The 18,211-nt window shown below is 71.6% G+C and carries 14 protein-coding genes; 1 reads left to right on the top strand and 13 read right to left on the bottom strand.

Features of this window, described 5'->3' with window-relative positions; genetic code table 11:
- The first annotated feature begins 21 nt into the window (after positions 1-21).
- Positions 22-1,443, top strand: coding sequence for a pyridoxal phosphate-dependent decarboxylase family protein (locus tag ABD333_RS05390; protein WP_344538200.1), 1,422 nt, complete (start codon positions 22-24; stop codon positions 1,441-1,443).
- 19 nt (positions 1,444-1,462) lie between these two features.
- On the opposite strand, the gene ABD333_RS05385 is transcribed toward ABD333_RS05390, so the two are convergent.
- The 13 genes from ABD333_RS05385 to trpC all read right to left on the bottom strand — a co-directional run bounded on the left by ABD333_RS05385 (position 1,463) and on the right by trpC (position 18,114).
- Positions 1,463-2,038, bottom strand: coding sequence for a GNAT family N-acetyltransferase (locus ABD333_RS05385; protein ID WP_344538198.1), 576 nt, complete (start codon positions 2,036-2,038; stop codon positions 1,463-1,465).
- 76 nt (positions 2,039-2,114) lie between these two features.
- A complete protein-coding gene (locus tag ABD333_RS05380; protein WP_344538196.1) occupies positions 2,115-3,578 on the bottom strand; it encodes a glutamate synthase subunit beta in 1,464 nt (487 codons plus the stop codon).
- 15 nt (positions 3,579-3,593) lie between these two features.
- Positions 3,594-8,150, bottom strand: a complete 4,557-nt coding sequence (gene gltB, locus ABD333_RS05375; protein ID WP_344538194.1) for a glutamate synthase large subunit — start codon at positions 8,148-8,150, stop codon at positions 3,594-3,596.
- A 355-nt stretch (positions 8,151-8,505) separates the two neighbouring features.
- Entirely contained in the window at positions 8,506-9,627 is a 1,122-nt protein-coding gene (locus ABD333_RS05370) for a hypothetical protein (RefSeq protein WP_344538192.1), read from the bottom strand.
- A gap of 52 nt (positions 9,628-9,679) precedes the next feature.
- A complete protein-coding gene (locus tag ABD333_RS05365) occupies positions 9,680-10,489 on the bottom strand; it encodes a hypothetical protein (protein WP_344538190.1) in 810 nt (269 codons plus the stop codon).
- A 66-nt stretch (positions 10,490-10,555) separates the two neighbouring features.
- On the bottom strand, positions 10,556-11,254 hold the full coding sequence (locus ABD333_RS05360) for a VIT1/CCC1 transporter family protein (RefSeq protein ID WP_344538189.1): 699 nt from the start codon (positions 11,252-11,254) through the stop codon (positions 10,556-10,558).
- Between the two features lie 17 nt (positions 11,255-11,271).
- Positions 11,272-12,627 carry a prolipoprotein diacylglyceryl transferase gene (gene lgt, locus ABD333_RS05355; protein WP_344538187.1) on the bottom strand — a complete coding sequence of 452 codons (1,356 nt, stop codon included), beginning with the start codon at positions 12,625-12,627 and terminating at the stop codon, positions 11,272-11,274.
- 95 nt (positions 12,628-12,722) lie between these two features.
- The gene (locus tag ABD333_RS05350; protein WP_344538186.1) at positions 12,723-13,478 is read right to left on the bottom strand and encodes a DsbA family protein; all 756 of its coding nucleotides are present in this window, start codon (positions 13,476-13,478) and stop codon (positions 12,723-12,725) included.
- A 155-nt stretch (positions 13,479-13,633) separates the two neighbouring features.
- The gene (locus tag ABD333_RS05345) at positions 13,634-14,413 is read right to left on the bottom strand and encodes a DsbA family protein (RefSeq protein WP_344538185.1); all 780 of its coding nucleotides are present in this window, start codon (positions 14,411-14,413) and stop codon (positions 13,634-13,636) included.
- A 61-nt stretch (positions 14,414-14,474) separates the two neighbouring features.
- Positions 14,475-14,966: a vitamin K epoxide reductase family protein gene (locus tag ABD333_RS05340; protein ID WP_344538184.1), complete on the bottom strand. Its 492-nt coding sequence runs from the start codon at positions 14,964-14,966 to the stop codon at positions 14,475-14,477.
- 145 nt (positions 14,967-15,111) lie between these two features.
- On the bottom strand, positions 15,112-15,924 hold the full coding sequence (gene trpA / locus ABD333_RS05335; protein WP_344538183.1) for a tryptophan synthase subunit alpha: 813 nt from the start codon (positions 15,922-15,924) through the stop codon (positions 15,112-15,114).
- Positions 15,921-17,156: a tryptophan synthase subunit beta gene (trpB, locus tag ABD333_RS05330; protein ID WP_344538181.1), complete on the bottom strand. Its 1,236-nt coding sequence runs from the start codon at positions 17,154-17,156 to the stop codon at positions 15,921-15,923. Before trpB ends, trpA begins: the two co-directional genes overlap by 4 nt.
- 151 nt (positions 17,157-17,307) lie before the next feature.
- Positions 17,308-18,114: an indole-3-glycerol phosphate synthase TrpC gene (gene trpC / locus ABD333_RS05325; protein WP_344538179.1), complete on the bottom strand. Its 807-nt coding sequence runs from the start codon at positions 18,112-18,114 to the stop codon at positions 17,308-17,310.
- Between the last annotated feature and the right edge of the window lie 97 nt (positions 18,115-18,211).

Here is an 18,211-nt window from a genome sequence, read left to right as displayed (position 1 = left end):
GCGTCCTGCTTCACTGACGTCATGAGCGACCCGATCCACGAACATGACACCGCGGCCGCCGGGCTCGACCTGGTCGCGAACGCCGCCGCCCCGTACCTGCGGAGCCTCGCGACCCGGCCCGTCCACGACCGGACCCGCGACGGCCTCCTGGCGGAGCTGGAGGGCCCCCTGCCGGCACAGGGCGTGGGAGGGCCGGCGGCGGTGGCCGAGCTCCTGCGCATCGGCACCGGGGCCGCCACCCACGTGTCGGGTCCACGCTTCTTCCACCTGGTGACCGGCGGGTCCACGCCCGCCGCGATGGCCGGTGACTGGATCACCTCGCTGCTCGACCAGGCCGGCGGCATCTGGATCGCCTCCCCCTTCGCCGCCCGCGCCGAAACGGTCGTCCTGGGCTGGCTCAAGGAGCTCTTCGGCCTCCCGGCCTCCTACGGCGGCGTGCTGACGCCGAGCGCCACGCTGGCGCACGTCGCCGGGCTCGCCGCCGCCCGTGCCTGGTGGGCGGGCAAGCACGGCGTGGACGTGAGTTCGCAGGGCCTGGCCGGACTCCCCCGGATGCCCGTCCTCAGCAGCGGCCTGGTGCATGTCAGCACGCGCAAGGCGCTGCAGATCCTCGGTTGCGGCCGCGACACCCTCCAGACGTTCGCCCGGGACGACTCCGGCGCGATCGACCTCCCCGCGTTGGAGGAGGCCCTGACCCGCGGCGGCCCGGCCGTCATCGTCGGCAACCTCGGCGACGTGAACACCGGTGCCTCCGACCCGCTCGACGACCTCGCCGACCTGGCCGAACGCCACGGCGCCTGGCTGCACGTCGACGGCGCGTTCGGCATGTTCGCGGCGCTGTCCCCCCGTACAGCCCATCTGGCCCGGGGGGCGGCGCGCGCCGACTCCATCACCGCCGACGGCCACAAGTGGCTGAACGTGCCGTACGAAAGCGGTTTCTCATTCGTCCGCGACCAGGACGACCTGTCCAGGGCGTTCGGGGCCTGGGGCGCCGCCTACCTGCCCGAGCCGGGCGACGACCGCGTCAACTACAACACGTACGGACCGGAGTCCTCCAGGCGCGCCCGCGCCCTGCCCATCTGGGCCACGCTGCGCGCGTACGGCCGGGACGGCTACCGCGCGATGGTCGAACGCCACCTGGACGCCGCCGCCCATCTCGGCAAGCTCGTCGAGAGCGCTCCCGACCTCGAACTCCTCGCGCCCGTCCAGCTGTCCATCGTGTGTTTCCGCTACCGCCCGCCCGGCGTCCCGGAAGAGGAGCTGGACGCCCTCAACGCCCGCCTCGGCGCGAGGCTCCTCGCCGACGGCCGTGTCTACGCGGGAACGAGCACCTACCGCGGCATGACCGTCTTCCGTCCCGCCATGGTCAACTGGCGCATCACCACCGCCGAGGCCGAACAACTGATCACCGTCCTCCGGGAACTGGCCGCCGGCCTCGGCTGAAACCGGCGCCGGGAGTCCCTCAGCGGGCGCCGGGCCAGGGGCCCGGCGGGGTGTGGTCGCGGACCTCGGTGGCGGAGCGCACGTCGAAGACGCGGAACCCGCGGGCCTGGTAGTTGCGCAGGGCGTGCGGGCCGTCGTTGGAGCAGGTGTGCAGCCAGACCCGTTCGGTGGGCTTGCGGTCGGCCCAGCGCGTGGCGAGGTCCCAGGCGCGGGTGGCGCCGACGGTGAGCAGGTGGCCGCCGAGACCCTGGCCGGCGAACGCGCGGAGCAGGCCGAAGCTGGTGATCTCGACCTGGCCGCCGGGCTGGGGGTCCAGCTCGACGTAGCCCGCGGGCGTGCCCTGGACGTGGGCCACCCAGGTCTCCACGCCGGGACGCTCCAGCCAGTTGCGCCACTGCTCGTACGACCAGGGCAGCCGGTCGGTCCAGTACCAGTCGCCGCCGACCGCGGTGTAGAGAAAACGGCTCAGCTCAGGGCTGGGTATCTCGGCGCGGACTATCTCCAGCGGCGTCTCGGGAACGCGGGCGGGGCGGAGTTCGTCCGGTGCGCACTGCTCCAGGTACCACGTGGTCACGTCCATCTGACGAGTCGGCATGAGGGTCCCCCTGGACACGACTCCGCCGTGCCCCGTCGTCCGGTGGGACGCCGGGGCACGGCGGGATTTGCAAGGATCAGGCTATCGGACGCGCGGTGGGCACGATCGGGTAGGGCAGGGATGTTTCGCCCATCAGGTGCTTGTCCACCCCGTGCGCGGCGGCGCGGCCCTCGGCGATCGCCCACACGATGAGGGACTGGCCACGGCCCATGTCGCCCGCGGCGAAGACGCCGTCGACGCTCGTCCTGTAGTCCTTGTCGCGCACCACGTTGCCGCGCTGGTCCAGCTCGACGCCGAGCTGCTCCAGGAGCCCCTCCTTCTGCGGGCCGAGGAAGCCCATCGCGAGCGTGACCAGCTGCGCCTCGATCTCGCGCTCGGTGCCCGGGATCGGCTTGAAGCCGGCCTGCGGACCCTCGACCTCGACCAGGCGCAGGGCCCGGACGTTGCCCTCGGCGTCACCGGCGAACTCGGTCGTGGAGACCGCGTACACCCGGTCGCCGCCCAGGTCGTGGAGCTCCTCGTGCGCGCTCTCCATCTTGAACAGCATGGGGTAGGTGGGCCACGGCTGGCTGTCGGGACGGGCGGCGGGCGGCTGCGGCATGATCTCCAGCTGGGTGACCGAGGCGGCCCCCTGCCGGATCGCGGTGCCGATGCAGTCGGCGCCGGTGTCACCGCCGCCGATCACGACCACGTGCTTGCCCTCGGCCGAGATCGGGGAGACCTCGTAGTCGCCCTCCTGCACCTTGTTGGCCGGCGGCAGGTACTCCATGGCCTGGTAGACGCCCTTGAGCTCGCGGCCGGGAACGGGCAGGTCGCGCCAGGCGGTGGCCCCGCCCGCGAGAACGACCGCGTCGTAGCGCGACCTGAGCTCGTCGGCCGTGACGTCGACGCCCACGTTCACCGAGGTCTTGAAGTCGGTGCCCTCCGCGCGCATCTGGGCGACGCGGCGGTCGACGTGCCGCTTCTCCATCTTGAACTCGGGGATGCCGTAGCGCAGCAGGCCGCCGACGCGGTCGGCCCGCTCGTACACCCTGACGTCGTGGCCGGCGCGGGTGAGCTGCTGCGCGGCGGCGAGCCCGGCCGGGCCGGAGCCGACGACCGCGACCTTCTTGCCGGTCTTGACCGCGGGCGGCTGCGGGCGCACCCAGCCCTCGGCCCAGGCCCGCTCGATGATCTCCGCCTCGACCCGCTTGATCGTCACCGGGTCCTGGTTGATGCCGAGCACGCACGCCGCCTCGCACGGGGCGGGGCACAGCTTGCCGGTGAACTCCGGGAAGTTGTTGGTGGCGTGCAGCCGCTCGATCGCCTCGTGCCAGTCCTTGCGGTAGACGAGGTCGTTCCACTCGGGGATGAGGTTGCCGAGCGGGCAGCCCTGGTGGCAGAACGGGATGCCGCAGTCCATGCAGCGGCTCGCCTGCTTCTCCAGCCTCTCGTTGCCGAAGCTCTCGTAGACCTCGGACCAGCTCTTGATGCGCACGTCGACCGGGCGGCGCTTGGGGAGCTCCCGCTGGACGGTCAGAAAACCCTTCGGGTCAGCCATAAAGGAGTCCCCCTCTCACTTCTGCGCCGCGGCCATGATGGCCTCGTCGACGTCGAGTCCCTGCTGCCGAGCCTCCTCGGCGGCCTTCAACACCCGCTTGTAGTCGCGCGGCATGATCTTGGTGAGGCGCGCGAGCGCGCCCTCCCAGTCGGCGAGCAGGCCCGCCGCGACCGTCGAGCCGGTCTCGGCGTGGTGCCGCTCGACGATGTCGCGCAGGAACGTGCGGTCCTCGCCGGTGAGCTCCTCCAGGTCCACCATCTCGGGGTTGACCCGTTCGGTGACCAGGTCGAGCACGTAGGCGATGCCGCCCGACATGCCCGCCGCCAGGTTGCGCCCGGTGCCGCCGAGGATCACGGCGCGGCCGCCGGTCATGTACTCCAGCGCGTGGTCGCCGACGCCCTCGACGACGGCGGTCGCGCCGGAGTTGCGCACGCAGAACCGCTCGCCGACCACGCCGCGGGCGAACAGCTCGCCCGAGGTGGCGCCGTAGAGGATCACGTTGCCGCCGATGATCTGCGTCTCGGCGGCGAACGTCGCGTCCAGCGGCGGCCGCACGGTGAGCCGGCCGCCGGACAGGCCCTTGCCGACGTAGTCGTTGGCGTCGCCGACCAGCCGCAGCGTGATGCCGCGGGGCACGAACGCGCCGAACGAGTTGCCGGCCGACCCGGTGAACGTGACGTCGATGGTGTCGTCGGGCAGGCCCGCGCCGCCCCACTTCTTGGTCACCTCGTGGCCGAGCATGGTGCCGACCGTGCGGTTGACGTTGCGGATCGGCAGGTCGAGCCTCACCTTCTCGCCGAACGCGATGGCGCCCTCGGCGAGCTGGATCAGCGTGTTGTCCAGCGCCTTCTCCAGCCCGTGGTCCTGGCCGGTGACCTGGCGGAGGGCGGCGCCCTCGGCCAGCTCCGGACGGTGCAGGATCGGGGTCAGGTCGAGCCCGGCGGCCTTCCAGTGGTCGACGGCCTTGCGGGTGTCGAGCATCTCGACGTGCCCGATCGCCTCGTCGAGGGTACGGAAGCCCAGCGCGGCCAGGTACTCGCGTACCTCCTGAGCCACGAACTCGAAGAAGTTGACCACGAACTCGGGCTTGCCGCTGAAGCGCTCCCGGAGCACCGGGTTCTGCGTGGCGACGCCGACCGGGCAGGTGTCCAGGTGGCAGACCCGCATCATGACGCAGCCGGAGACCACCAGCGGAGCGGTGGCGAAGCCGTACTCCTCGGCGCCCAGCAGCGCCGCGATGATGACGTCGCGGCCGGTCTTCATCTGCCCGTCGGTCTGCACGACGATGCGGTCGCGCAGGCCGTTGAGCAGCAGCGTCTGCTGGGTCTCGGCCAGGCCGAGCTCCCAGGGCGCGCCGGCGTGCTTGAGCGAGGTGAGCGGCGAGGCGCCGGTGCCGCCGTCGTGCCCGGAGATCAGCACCACGTCGGCGTGCGCCTTGGACACGCCCGCCGCGACCGTGCCGACGCCGACCTCGGCGACGAGCTTGACGTGCACGCGCGCCGCGGGGTTGGCGTTCTTCAGGTCGTGGATGAGCTGCGCCAGGTCCTCGATCGAGTAGATGTCGTGGTGCGGCGGCGGCGAGATCAGGCCCACGCCCGGGGTGGAGTGCCGGGTCTTGGCGATCCACGGGTAGACCTTGTGGCCGGGCAGCTGCCCGCCCTCGCCGGGCTTGGCGCCCTGCGCCATCTTGATCTGGATGTCGTCGGCGTTGGTGAGGTACTCGGAGGTCACGCCGAACCGGCCGGAGGCCACCTGCTTGATGGCGCTGCGCCGCAGGTCGCCGTTCTCGTCCGGGGCGAACCGCCGCGGGTCCTCGCCGCCCTCGCCGGTGTTGGACTTGCCGCCGAGGCGGTTCATCGCGATGGCGAGGGTCTCGTGCGCCTCCGCCGAGATGGAGCCGTACGACATGGCGCCGGTGGAGAAGCGCCTGACGATCGACTCGACCGGCTCGACCTCGTCGATCGGCACCGGCGGGCGCTCGCCCTCCCTGAGCTCGAACAGCCCGCGGAGCGTCATCAGCTCCTCGGCCTGGGAGTCGACCTTGCCGGTGTACTCCTTGTAGATCTCGTACTGGCGGGTCCGGGCGGCGTGCTGCAGCTTGAACACCGTGTCGGGGTTGAACAGGTGCAGCTCGCCCTCGCGGCGCCACTGGTACTCGCCGCCGACGTCGAGGGTGCGGTGCGCCGCCTCGTTGCCGCCGGGCGGGTAGGCCTTCTTGTGGCGCTGCGCCACCTCGGCCGCGATGACGTCGAAGCCGACGCCCCCGAGCCGGGAGGTGGTGCCGGTGAACGCGCGGTCGATGACCTCGCCGCCGAGGCCGATGGCCTCGAAGATCTGCGCGCCGGTGTACGAGGCGACCGTGGACACGCCGATCTTCGACATGACCTTCAGGACGCCCTTACCGTACGCCTTGACAAGGTTGCGCACGCCCTTCGCCGGTTCGATGCCGTCGATGACCCCGGTCTTGATGAGGTCCTCGACGGTCTCGATGGCGAGGTAGGGGTTGATCGCGGACGCGCCGTACCCGATGAGCAGCGCCATGTGGTGGCACTCGCGGGCCTCGGCGGTCTCGATGACCAGTCCCACCTGGGTGCGGGTCTTCTCCCGGATCAGGTGGTGGTGCACCGCGCCGGTCAGCAGCAGCGAGGGGATCGCGGCCTTGGCCGAGTCCGAGCCGCGGTCGGACAGCACGATGATCCGCGCGCCCGCCGCGATGGCCCGGGAGACCTCGGAGCAGATCTCCTCAAGCCGGTGCTCAAGGGCCTCGCCGCCGCCGTTGACGTCGTACAGGCCGTGCACGACGTGGGCCTGCAGATGCGGCAGCGAGCCCTCGTCGTTGATGTGGATGATCTTGGACAGCTCGTCGTTGTCCAGGATCGGGGTGGGCAGCACGAGCCGGCGGCACGACTCCGGCCCGGGCTCCAGCAGGTTGCCCTCGGGGCCCAGCGTGGACTGCAGCGAGGTGATCATTTCCTCGCGGATGGCGTCCAGCGGCGGGTTGGTCACCTGGGCGAACAGCTGCTTGAAGTAGTCGAACAGCAGCCGCGGCCGCTCCGACAGCACCGCGATCGGCGTGTCGGTGCCCATCGAGCCGATCGGCTCGGCGCCCGTCCTGACCATCGGAGTCAGGATGATGCGCTGCTCTTCGAGCGTGTAGCCGAACGTCTGCTGGCGCTTGACGAGCGTCTCGTGGGTCGGGACCTCGCGCTCGCGCTGCGGCAGCTCCTCGAACCGGACCAGGCCGTCGTGCAGCCACTGGCCGTACGGGTGCTGCGCCGCCAGCTCGGCCTTGACCTCGTCGTCCTCGACGATCCGGCCGGCCTCGGTGTCGACCACGAAGATCTTGCCCGGCTGCAGGCGGCCCTTGCGCACCACCTTGTCGGCGGGGATGTCGAGCACGCCGGCCTCGGAGGCCAGCACGACGAAGCCCTCGTCGGTGACCCAGTAGCGGCCGGGGCGCAGGCCGTTGCGGTCCAGCACGGCACCGACGACCGTGCCGTCGGTGAACGTGACGGACGCGGGTCCGTCCCAGGCCTCCATCAGCGTGGAGTGGAACTCGTAGAAGGCCCGGCGGGCCGGGTCCATCTCGGTGTGGTTCTCCCAGGCCTCGGGGATCATCATCAGCACCGCGTGCGGCAGCGACCGGCCGCCCAGGTGCAGCAGCTCCAGGCACTCGTCGAACGAGGCGGTGTCGCTGGCCTCGATGTCGATCACCGGGTAGACGCGGGAGAGATCGCCGGGGATCAGGTCGGACTTCAGCAGCGCCTCGCGGGCGCGCATCCAGTTCCGGTTGCCCTTGACCGTGTTGATCTCGCCGTTGTGCGCGATGAACCGGTACGGGTGGGCGAGCTCCCACGCGGGGAAGGTGTTGGTCGAGAACCGCGAGTGCACGAGCGCGATGGCGCTGCCGAAGCGGCGGTCCGACAGGTCGGGAAAGAACGGCTCCAACTGCGGAGTCGTCAGCATGCCCTTGTAGACGATCGTCCGGCTGGACAGGCTCGGGAAGTAGACCCGTACGTCCTGCTCGGCGCGCTCGCGCATGCAGAACACGACGCGGTCCAGCTCCAGGCCGGTCTTGCCCGCGTGCGGGCCGTGCGCGGCGGCGGTCACGAACAGCTGCGCGAAGTGCGGCATGGCGCGCCGGGCCGCCGGACCGGCGAAGTCGGGGTCGTGCGGCAGCTCGCGCCAGCCGAGGACGGTCAGGCCCTCCTCGACGCAGAGCGTCTCGATGTGGGCGACCGCGGCGGCGCGCTCGTCGCCGTCGACCGGGAGGAAGGCGAGCCCGGCCGCGTAGGAGCCGGCCTCGGGCAGCGCGAAGTCGCAGACCTCGCGGAAGAAGGAGTCGGGGATCTGGACGAGGATGCCCACGCCGTCGCCGTCGTCCGGCTCGGCGCCGACGGCGCCGCGATGGTCGAGGTTCTTCAGGACGGTCAGGGCGTTCTGAACGATGTCGTGGCTCTTGCGACCGTGCAGGTCGGCCACCATGCCGACGCCGCAGGCGTCGTGCTCGTTGGCCGGGTCGTACAGTCCCTGGTTAGGAGGCAGGCCCGGAGTGAGGGCAGCAGCAGCCATCAACCCTCCCGTCGTCTTCGTCGTGTCACTGGCTTGGCGTGTCAGTGCAGTCCGGGACGACGTTGGCCCTGCTGCGGTGTGATGACATTACATCACTGCCGGGATCATGCCCGACTCGACCAGATCGCGAAACTCGGCCGCGCTGATCGCCGGTAGGTCATCACTGAGTGGTTTAGACCAGGATACCGGTCAAATCTCTCACGACAACGCGCTGACCTCGGTGATCATCATCACCGGGCCGGGACGTTTACCGGTTCAGGCCCCATACCCGCAAGTAACCCGGGGTACACGCGACGGGCCTGATGTGGCCTTGACGAGGACGAATGATCAAGGTCAAACGATCGAGGCTCGGTGTTCAGTCGGCCTTGGCGGCGCGGCCGAGGACGGCCGGGGACTTCCCGCCCTCGATCAGCAGCGACAGCAGGGCCTCGTCCTGCTCGTCGCCCGAGCCGTCCAGGCGCTGCGCCCACGACACGACGACGTAGTGGCCCATGGCCAGCCCGCGCGCCATCCCGAAGCCCTGCCCGAACTCGTCCAGTGGTGCGGCGGCGTTCAACGGGCGTACGAAGCCCCCGCCCCGCCCGTTGCCCAGCCGCTCGACGACCCGGTCGGAGTCGTCCGCGCTCTTGAGGTTGAACACCGTGACGGCGAGGGCGAATCCCCGCTTGGTGTCGGCGTACAGCGTGCGCGCCGCCTGGGTGCATCCGGCCTCGCTGAAGGCGTTCGCGACGGCCCGGCCCCAGATCGCGGGGGCGCAGTCGCCGTCGAGCCGTTTGCCCTTCAGCGTCAGCTTGGCCTTGCCGGAGGCCAGCGTGACCGTGGACGCGGACGAGGGGAACAGCTCGGCCGACGTGAGCGGGGCGGGGTCGGCCGAACGCTGGGCGATGCCGGTGTAGGCGTCGGCGGACGGTGAACTGGAGTACGAGGCGGGCGCCGGCCCGCTCGCGGCCACCGGCCCCATCCGGGCGGCGGCCGGGCGAGGCGGAGGCGGGTCGTCCCGCCCGCCGAGCACCACCAGCGCCACGGCGGCGAGGACGACGACGAGACCGAGTGCGCCCGCCGCGACGAAGAACCAGCGAGGGTCGCGTCCCGGCCGGCCATCCCGCCGCTGCCGCTTGGCAGGCCTGCCGGGCCTCGCAGCCTTGGCGGACTTGCCGGACTTGCCGGGCTTGCTGGTTCCGGCGAGCCGCGCGGACGTGACGGGATCGGCGGGCTGGAACGCGTCGGGAGCGCGAACGGGCGGCTCGTTCGCCTGGACGTCGAACGGCTCAGCCGGAGCCGGTGGGCGCTGGGGACGCTGGGCGGGCCGGGCCGGGCGCGCACCGCCCCGCCCGGACGCCAGCCTGCGCGGCGCTGCCGACCGGCGCGCGGAGCCGCGGGGCTGCTGCTGGCGGGGGCCGGGCCGGCCCCGCTGCTCCCCGGGCACGAAGCCGGGGCGGGGACGGCCGGTACGCCGGCCTGGCTCGTCGTGGTCCACGAGGGCGCAGACTACTGCCGGCGGCGCGGTGGTGTGACCGTGTCGGCCCGCGTCATCGCGGTTTCCTGCCGGGGATCAGCTCCAGCCGGCCCCACACGAAGTCGGCGGGCTTCTCGATGGCGAGGCTCGCGTCGATCATCTCGTTGAGCGAGGCGGGCTGGCCGCCGCCGGCGCGCTGCACCCAGGTGATGATCACGTAGTGGCCGTGGACCTGGGAGTACGCGGCGCTGAAGCCCTTGCCGAAGGCGGGCTCGCCCGTGGCGTTCAGCGGCAGCACGAACCCGGCGTTGGTCGCGGGGTCGAGGTCGCGGACGATCTGCTCGGCGCCGTCCTGGCTGACCAGGTTGAGCACCGCGATCTGGCCGAGGTGCCGTTTGTCCTGGCTGACGTACGAGCCGCGGACGATCTGCGTGCAGCCGTACTTGGCGAGATCGCCCTGCAGGCGCTGCCCCCACGTGACGCTCTTGCAGTCCGCGGACACCTGGGAGGCGGCCAGCGTGAACGCGTAGGTGCGGTACTTGACCGTCTTGGTGTCGGCCGGGAAGGCCTCGCCCTGGGTGACCGGGCGCGGATCGGCGGCGCGCCGGGCCAGCTTGATCATGGCTTTGTCGGCCATCTGCGGCGTGTAGGCGACCGGGAGCACCCCTGGGCCGTTGGACGTTCCGGCGGTGGCCTTCTCGGCCCCGTCGTCGCCGCCGGTCAGGACGACCGCGGCCACCACCGCGAGCACGACCGCGAGCAGCGCGGCCGCGGCGCCGAACAGCAGCTTGGGCTTGGGGCCGCGGGAACCCGGTTTGTCGGCGGGCCAGAAGTCCCGCCCGCCCGTCCCGCTCCTCGCCTCGGTGTCACGAGCCTCGATCACAGTCCGGGACTCTATCGGTACACGCGCCTCTCGCGTGCCCAAAAGGGTGTTTCAGGTACGTTCCGTTCAGAGCCCGTTCGCCCCGATGAGGGCGCCGAGGCCGTAGGTGAGGGCCGCGGCGGCGGCGCCCAGCGCGAGCTGCCGGAGTCCGCTGAACCACCAGGTGCGGGTGGTCACGCGGGACACCAGCGCCCCCGCGACGAACAGGCCCAGCCCCGCGATCAGAGCCGCCGGCCAGAGGCTGGAGACGCCGAGCACGTACGGGAGCACCGGCAGCAGCGCCCCGACGGCGAACGACAGGAACGACGAGCCCGCGGCCACGTACGGCGAGGGCAGCTCGCCCGGGGCCACGCCCAGCTCCTCGCGGGCGTGCACCTCCAGGGCCTCCTCGGGATCGCGCGAGAGCTGGCGCGCCACCTCGGCCGCCACGTCGGGGTCGACGCCGCGCGCCTCGAAGACGGCGGCGAGCTCGTGCATCTCGGCCTTGGGATGCCGGAGCAGCTCCAGCCGTTCGACCTCGATCTCCGCCTCGGCCAGCTCCGACTGCGAGGCCACCGAGATGTACTCCCCCGCCGCCATGGAGAACGCGCCCGCCGCCAGGCCCGCGAGACCGGCCAGCAGGACGACCTGGCGGCTCGCCTGGCCGCCCGCCACCCCGGCGATCAGAGCGAAGTTGGAGACGAGGCCGTCCATCGCGCCGAACACGGCGGGACGCAGCCAGCCACCGGTGACGTCGCGGTGCTTGTGGTGGATCTCCGCTGTCACCCCGGCCCCCCGGTCCGCTACTTGGCGTCCTTCACCGGCGCCCCTTTGCCGCCTTCATTGTCCTCGGCGGCCTGAGCGGGCTCCTCGCCGGGGGCGGGTTCGTCGTCGGCGGAGTCGCCCTTGGCGGGCTCTTCATCCCTGCTCTCGGCCCCCGGCTCGGTCGCAGCCACGGTCTCCGGCTCCGCTTCGGCCTCGGGCTCCACTTCGGCCGCGGGCTCCGCTTCGGGCTCAGCCTCGGGCTCCGGCTCCGGCTCCGGCTCGGTCTCGGTCTTGGTCTTGGGCTCGGCCGCAGCCTCCGGCTCGGTTTCGGCTTCCGGATCGGGCTCGGGCTTGGCGTCTGTGGCCGCCGTGCTCTCGTCCGTTTCGCGGAGCTGCTCGGCGGACTCGTCCGTGGCCGTTTCCTCGGTCGGCGGTTCTTCGGTCTCCGGCTCTTCCGGGGCCTCGGCCACCGGCTCTTCGACGGCCTCCTCCTCGGCGACGGTGTCCGGCTCCTGGACCACTGCGGCGCCCTCGGCGGTCTCCGCGGCCGGGGCCGCGCCGACGTTCTCGGGGCCGGTCTTGTCGCGCGCCCAGTAGAGATAACCCACGGCGCCCACGAAGACGACCAGCGCCGTCCAGTCGTTCAGCCGCAGCCCGAGGAACTCGTGGGCCTCGTCGATGCGCAGCCACTCGACCCAGAACCGGCCCACCGTGTAGGCGGCCACGTAGAGGGCGAACGCCCGGCCGTGGGTGAGCTTGAAGCGGCGGTCGGCCCAGATGACGAGGATCGCGACGCCGACGCACCACAGCGACTCGTACAGGAACGTGGGGTGGTAGGTGGCGATGTCGGCGTACTTGGGGTCCACGCTGGTGTCGGGCAGCTTCGGCCGGTGGCCATAGTCGATCTTGAGCGCCCACCAGGTGTCGAGCGGCCGCCCGTACAGCTCCTGGTTCCACCAGTTGCCCCACCGGCCGATCGCCTGGGCCAGCGCGACGCCGGGCGCGATCGCGTCGCCGAGGGCCAGCACCGAGACGCCGTGGCGGCGGCAGCCGATCATCGCGCCGACCGCGCCCAGGAGCACGGCGCCCCAGATGCCGAGGCCGCCCTCCCAGATCTTCAGCGCGTCGACCGGGTCCCGGCCGTCGCCGAAGTAGCGCTGGTAGTCGGTGACGACGTGGTAGAGGCGGCCGCCGACCAGGCCGAACGGCACGGCCCAGACCGCGACGTCGATGACGACGCCGGGGGCGCCGCCCTTGGCGGCCCAGCGGCGCTCGCCCAGCCAGACCGCGACGACGATGCCGATGATGATCATCAGCGCGTACGCGCGGATCGGGACGGGCCCGAGGTGCCAGACACCTTCGGAGGGGCTCGGAATGTAGGCGACCGACTGCATGAGCATGGACGTTACAGCCTCCGGGCCCCTCCGCGCCCCAAGATCGGTGTCGTCCGCGGCACCGGCGGCCCGATCACCGGTCAGCGGCCCGCGCGCTACTTTCCGGCCGTCTCGATCGCCTTCTTCAGGCCGTCCGGTGTGAGGGCGTCGTTCGGGGCCTTCCGCCCGTCGAGCATGAGCGTCGGAGTCGCCGTCACCCCCGCCTTGGCGGCGTACGCGGTGGCCTGGTCGACCACGGCGTTCTTCTCACCGCCGTTCACGCACCGGGCGAACGCGTCGCCGGTGATGCCCGTCTCGCCCGCCCACTTGATCAGGTCGCCGTTCCGGAAGCCCACGTCGCCTTCCTCGGGCTGCTCGGCGTACAGCCGGTCGTGGTACTGGACCCACCTTCCGGCGGGCGCGCACGCCGCCGCGTTGGCGGCGCGCTGGGAGTTGGACCGGAGCGGCTCCTGGCCGAACAGCCGGAACGGCCGGTAGACGACCCTGACCTTGCCCGCGGCGGCCTGCTCCTTGATCGTTGTGCCCAGGCTGTCCTCCACGCTCTTGCAGGCGGGGCACTGGAAGTCCTCGTACAGCTCCAGGACCGGCTTGGCGACGCCCGCGGCGGCCATCACGACCGAGCCGTCCTGCTGCCGGGTGGTGGGGGCGAGCGCGCCCTTGTAGTCCGAGCCCGTCTTCGAGTCGTTCCCGGCGTTGCGCACCAGCACGACCACGACCACGACGATCGCCACGGCCGCGATCGTGCCCAGCACCGTGAAGAGCAGCCGCCGCTGCTTGCCGCGTGCCGCCTGCCGGGCACGTTCCTCGGCCAGGCGCTGCCGCGCCGAGCGCTCCCTGTCCACCTTGTTCATCTATCCCCCGATCAGCGCCTCGACCTGCGTCGTCCGCGGCCCGACGCTAACCGCGGCGACATGTTCCGCGCGGTGGCCGGGCCGGGAGAGGGAGAGAAAACACCGAGCCGTGGCCCTTTCGAGGGCCACGGCTCGGGTGCGGAACGCCAGGCGCGTTACTTGTTGGTCTTGCCGGCGTCGGCGACGGCCTTCTCCAGGCCGGACGGGCTGCCGAGCTCGTTGTTCTCCAGCTTGCGGCCGTTGAGGAACACGGTCGGCGTGCCGGTGACCTTGCGGGTCTGGAGCGCGTACGTGGTCATCGTGTCGACCTGCGCCTTCTTCTGCTGGTCGGTGACGCACTTCTCGAAGCCCGCGTCGGTCACGCCGACGTCCCTGCCCCAGTTGACCAGCTCCTTGTTGGCGAAGCCCTTGTCGCCTTCCTCGGGCTGGAACTTGAAGAGCGCGTCGTGGTAGGAGAGCCATTTGTCGGCCGGGACGCACAGGGCCGCCGCGGCGGAGCGCAGCGAGTTCTCCTTGATGGGGTTCTCCGACTGGCCGAACAGGTGGAACGGCCGGTAGACGACCTTGACCTTGCCCGCGGCGGCCAGCTCCTTGACCGTCTTGCCGGTGCTCTCCTCGAACGACTTGCAGGCCGGGCACTGGAAGTCCTCGAAGACCTCCAGCGTGGGGGCGGTCACGCCCGCCTTGGCCATCACGATCGAGCCGTCGGCGTCGCGGGTGAGCGGGGCCTGCGGTCCGGTGTAGGCGGTCGCCTGCTGGTCGCTCTTGCCACGCTGGTCCAGAACGATCACGGTGACCACCACGACCGCCGCGACGGCGACCACGGCGCCGAGGACGATCGTGAGCAGCCTGCGCTGCTTGTCGCGCGCCGCCTGACGCTTGCGCTCGGCGGCCAGCCGCTCCCGTGCGGACCGCTCACGTGCGGCCTTGCTCATTGTGGATCTCCTCATCGGGGACCGCGCGGCGAAGGCCGCGCGGGCTCGGCGGGGCCGGGTCCTAGTCGACCTGGCCGATCCGCCGGAACTCGTCGGACAGGACAAGAACGAACAGCAGGATAGTGATGACGTGGACGCCGGTGCACCACAGGCAGATCTTCTCCAGCAGCGCCAGCTCCACGGTGACCAGGTAGATCACGAACACCATGCCGACGCCGGTGGTGGCCAGCCGGCCCCAGCGCGGCAGCGGGTGCTGCGAGCGGAGTGCGAACGGCGTGATCAGCGCCGCGAACGCGACGAAGAAGCCCAGCCCGAGCAGCGGCAGCGGGATGCCGACGAGCTCGGAGTACTTGCTGGTGGTGACCGCGTGGCAGTCGACCGTGCCGGTCGCCGAGCAGACCAGCGCCTTCTCGTCGTAGTGGCTGACCGTCAGATAGATCGAGATACCGAGCCCGGCGAGTGTGAGCACCCACGCGGAGAGCATGAACCACATCGGGCGGGCGGGCGCCTTCGCCGCGCTCCCGTCCCGCTCCTCGACCTGCTGAGCCATCATGATCCTTCTCCCAGTCGGCACCCGCCGGCACCAGCCGAACAGCCCTCGGCCCGGGCACGGCGGTACGCCGTCGCTCCCGGGCTCGGGACCACCTTAGGGGACGCCGCATAAGCTCGCCGTAGGAAACGGGGCGCGGCGGCAGACCTTACTTGACTTTGCGCACGCCTTCGGCAAGTTCTGTGGTCAAGGCGCGTACGCCGGCGAGGCCCGCGGCGGCGTCCGGGGCGTCCAGAATGCGCCGGATGAACGCCGAGCCGACGATCACGCCGTCGGCGAAGCCCGCCACCTCGGCGGCCTGGGCGCCGTTGCCGACGCCGAGTCCCAGCCCGATCGGCAGGCCCGAACCCTGCCGCTCGATGCTCGCGCGGGTCCGCTCCACCAGGCGCGGCGCCCCGGTGTCGACGGCCGTGCGGGCGCCGGTGACGCCCATCAGCGAGGCGGCGTAGACGAACCCGCGGCTGGCCCTGGTGATCTTTTCGATGCGCTCGTCGGTGGAGCTGAGCGCGACGAGGAAGACCTTGTCGAGGTCGTGGGCGTCCGCGGCCTCCAGCCAGGGGCCGGCCTCCTCGGGCGTCAGGTCGGGCGTGATGAGCCCCGTGCCGCCCGCGGACTTCAGGTCGCGCGCGAACGCCTCCACGCCGTAGCGGTCGACCGGGTTCCAGTAGGTCATGACCAGGGTCGGCACGCCGGTCGCCGCCACCGCCTCGACGGTGCGGAAGACGTCGGCGACCCTGACGCCGCCGACCAGCGCCTGGTGCACGGCGTCCTGGATGGTCGGGCCGTCCATCATCGGGTCGGTGTAGGGCAGGCCGATCTCGATGGCGTCGCAGCCCGCGTCGACCATGGTGCGCGCGGCCTCGATGGCGCCCTCGTACGAGGGGAATCCGGCCGGCAGGTAACCGACGAGCGCGGCGCGCCCCTCGGCCTTGGCCTTGTCGTAGGCGACCTGAACGCTCATCGTGCCTCTCCTTCCGGCATGAGGCCGAAGAAGTTGGCCGCCGTGTGCATGTCCTTGTCGCCTCGGCCGGACAGGCACACCACGATCGTGGCGTCCGGGCCGAGCTCCTTGCCGACCTTGAGCGCGCCCGCGAGCGCGTGCGCCGACTCGATGGCCGGGATGATGCCCTCCGTGCGGCACAGCAGCGCGAACGCCTCCATCGCCTCCGCGTCGGTGATCTCGCGGTATTCGGCGCGGCCGCTGTCGTGCAGCCAGGAGTGCTCGGGGCCGACCCCGGGATAGTCCAGCCCGGCGGAGATCGAGTGCGTCTCCATGGTCTGGCCGTCCTCGTCCTGCAGCAGGTAGGTCCGCATCCCGTGGATGACGCCGAGCGAGCCGCCGACCAGGGTGGCGGCGTGCCTGCCGGTCTTGACGCCGTCGCCGCCGGCCTCGAAGCCGTACAGCCGCACGCCCTCGTCGGGGATGAACGCGTGGAAGGTGCCGATGGCGTTGGACCCGCCGCCCACGCAGGCGATGACGGCGTCGGGCAGCCTCCCGGTGAGGTCGAGGACCTGCTGCCGGGCCTCGACGCCGATGACGCGCTGGAAGTCGCGGACCATCATCGGGAACGGGTGCGGCCCCATGACCGACCCGATGCAGTAGTGCGTGTGGTCGACCGAGGCGACCCAGTCTCTGAACGCCTCGTTGCAGGCGTCCTTGAGGGTGCGGCTGCCGGTCCTGACCGGGATCACCTCGGCGCCCAGCATCCGCATGCGGGCGACGTTGAGCGCCTGGCGCTCGGTGTCGACCTCGCCCATGTAGACGGTGCAGTCGAGCCCGAGGAGGGCGGCGGCGGTGGCGGTGGCCACGCCGTGCTGGCCCGCGCCGGTCTCGGCGATGATCCGCTTCTTGCCCATCCGCCGGGTGAGCAGCGCCTGCCCCAGCACATTGTTGATCTTGTGTGAGCCGGTGTGGTTGAGGTCCTCGCGCTTGAGGAGGATCCGGGCGCCGCCCGCCTCCACGCCGAAGCGCCGGGCCTCGGTGAGCAGGCTCGGCCGGCCCGCGTAGTTGGTGAGGAGGTCGTCCAGCTCGGCGACGAACCCGGGGTCCTTCCTGGCGGCCTCGAACTCGCGGTCCAGCTCGTCGAGGGCGGCCATGAGGGCCTCGGGGGCGAACCGCCCGCCGAACGCACCGAAATGGCCGTTGGCATCGGGCACGGGCGAAACAGCGCCGCGCGCGGCGTCGATGGTCATCTGAGGTCTCGTCCTGTCGTACGGGAGAAGGGCTTATCTGTTCAGTGAGATGTCAGATAAGCGCGCCATCGTTCGCGCAGCGGTTCCATCGGCATGACCGTAACCTACCCTGTCCCCTCGTCAGCGCCGTCCCCGGCGGGCGCCGTCCGGCTCAGCCGCCCTGGCGCAGGGCGGGGTGCGCTCCCGCGGCCACCAGGTCGGCCACCGCGGAGCGCGGGTCCTTGCCGGTCACCAGGCTCTCCCCGACCAGCACGGCGTCGGCGCCGGAGGAGGCGTAGGCCAGCAGGTCGTGTGGGCCCCGCACCCCGGACTCGGCGATCTTGACGACGTCCTTGGGGATCAGCGGCGCGAGCCGCGCGAACACGTCCCGGTCCACCCGGAGGGTCTTGAGGTCGCGGGCGTTGACCCCGATGACCTTGGCCCCGGCGTCGAGCGCGCGGGTGACCTCGTCCTCGGTGTGCACCTCGACCAGCGGGAGGAGCCCGATCGACTCGGCCCGCTCGACCAGCGACACCAGTGCGTCCTGCTCCAGCCCGGCGACGATCAGCAGGGCGACGTCCGCGCCGTACGCGCGCGCCTCCCACAGCTGGTAGGAGGTGACGATGAAGTCCTTGCGCAGGACCGCGATGTCGACGTTGGCGCGGACCGCCGCCAGGTCGTCCAGACTGCCGCCGAACCGCCGCCGCTCGGTCAGCACGCTGATCACCTTGGCGCCGCCGGCCTCGTAGTCGGTGGCCAGCGCCGCCGGGTCGGCGATCGCGGCCAGCGCGCCCTTGGACGGGCTGCTGCGCTTGACCTCGGCGATCACCCCGACACCGGGACCGCGGAGCGCGGCCAGCGCGTCGCGCGGGGCGGGTGCCCGCTCGGCCTTCGCCTTGAGGTCGTCGAGCGAGACCGCTCGCTGCCTTTCGGCGAGATCGGCCCGGACGCCATCGATGATCTCGTCGAGAACGCTCACGCGCTGGGCCCCCTATTTTCCGGTCGATCCGTGCACCGATCGTAGCCGGAGGCGGCCGCGGCCTTCGAACCCGGCCCCGGTCTCAGGCCCTACCGAA

The sequence above is a fragment of the Actinomadura fulvescens genome (assembly GCF_039533225.1).
Lineage (GTDB): Bacteria > Actinomycetota > Actinomycetes > Streptosporangiales > Streptosporangiaceae > Spirillospora > Spirillospora fulvescens.
Note: the sequence above shows the minus strand (reverse complement) of the source record. Positions and strands in the feature narration are given on the sequence as shown.

Coding starts and splice junctions, on each gene's coding strand:
- ABD333_RS05390 (WP_344538200.1), top strand. CDS start 22: ATGAGCGACCCGATCCACGAACATGACACCGCGGCCGCCGGGCTCGAC.
- trpA (WP_344538183.1), bottom strand. CDS start 15,924: ATGAGCGTTCAGGTCGCCTACGACAAGGCCAAGGCCGAGGGGCGCGCC.
- ABD333_RS05380 (WP_344538196.1), bottom strand. CDS start 3,578: ATGGCTGACCCGAAGGGTTTTCTGACCGTCCAGCGGGAGCTCCCCAAG.
- ABD333_RS05350 (WP_344538186.1), bottom strand. CDS start 13,478: ATGAACAAGGTGGACAGGGAGCGCTCGGCGCGGCAGCGCCTGGCCGAG.
- lgt (WP_344538187.1), bottom strand. CDS start 12,627: ATGCAGTCGGTCGCCTACATTCCGAGCCCCTCCGAAGGTGTCTGGCAC.
- trpB (WP_344538181.1), bottom strand. CDS start 17,156: ATGACCATCGACGCCGCGCGCGGCGCTGTTTCGCCCGTGCCCGATGCC.
- ABD333_RS05385 (WP_344538198.1), bottom strand. CDS start 2,038: ATGCCGACTCGTCAGATGGACGTGACCACGTGGTACCTGGAGCAGTGC.
- ABD333_RS05340 (WP_344538184.1), bottom strand. CDS start 14,966: ATGATGGCTCAGCAGGTCGAGGAGCGGGACGGGAGCGCGGCGAAGGCG.
- gltB (WP_344538194.1), bottom strand. CDS start 8,150: ATGGCTGCTGCTGCCCTCACTCCGGGCCTGCCTCCTAACCAGGGACTG.
- ABD333_RS05345 (WP_344538185.1), bottom strand. CDS start 14,413: ATGAGCAAGGCCGCACGTGAGCGGTCCGCACGGGAGCGGCTGGCCGCC.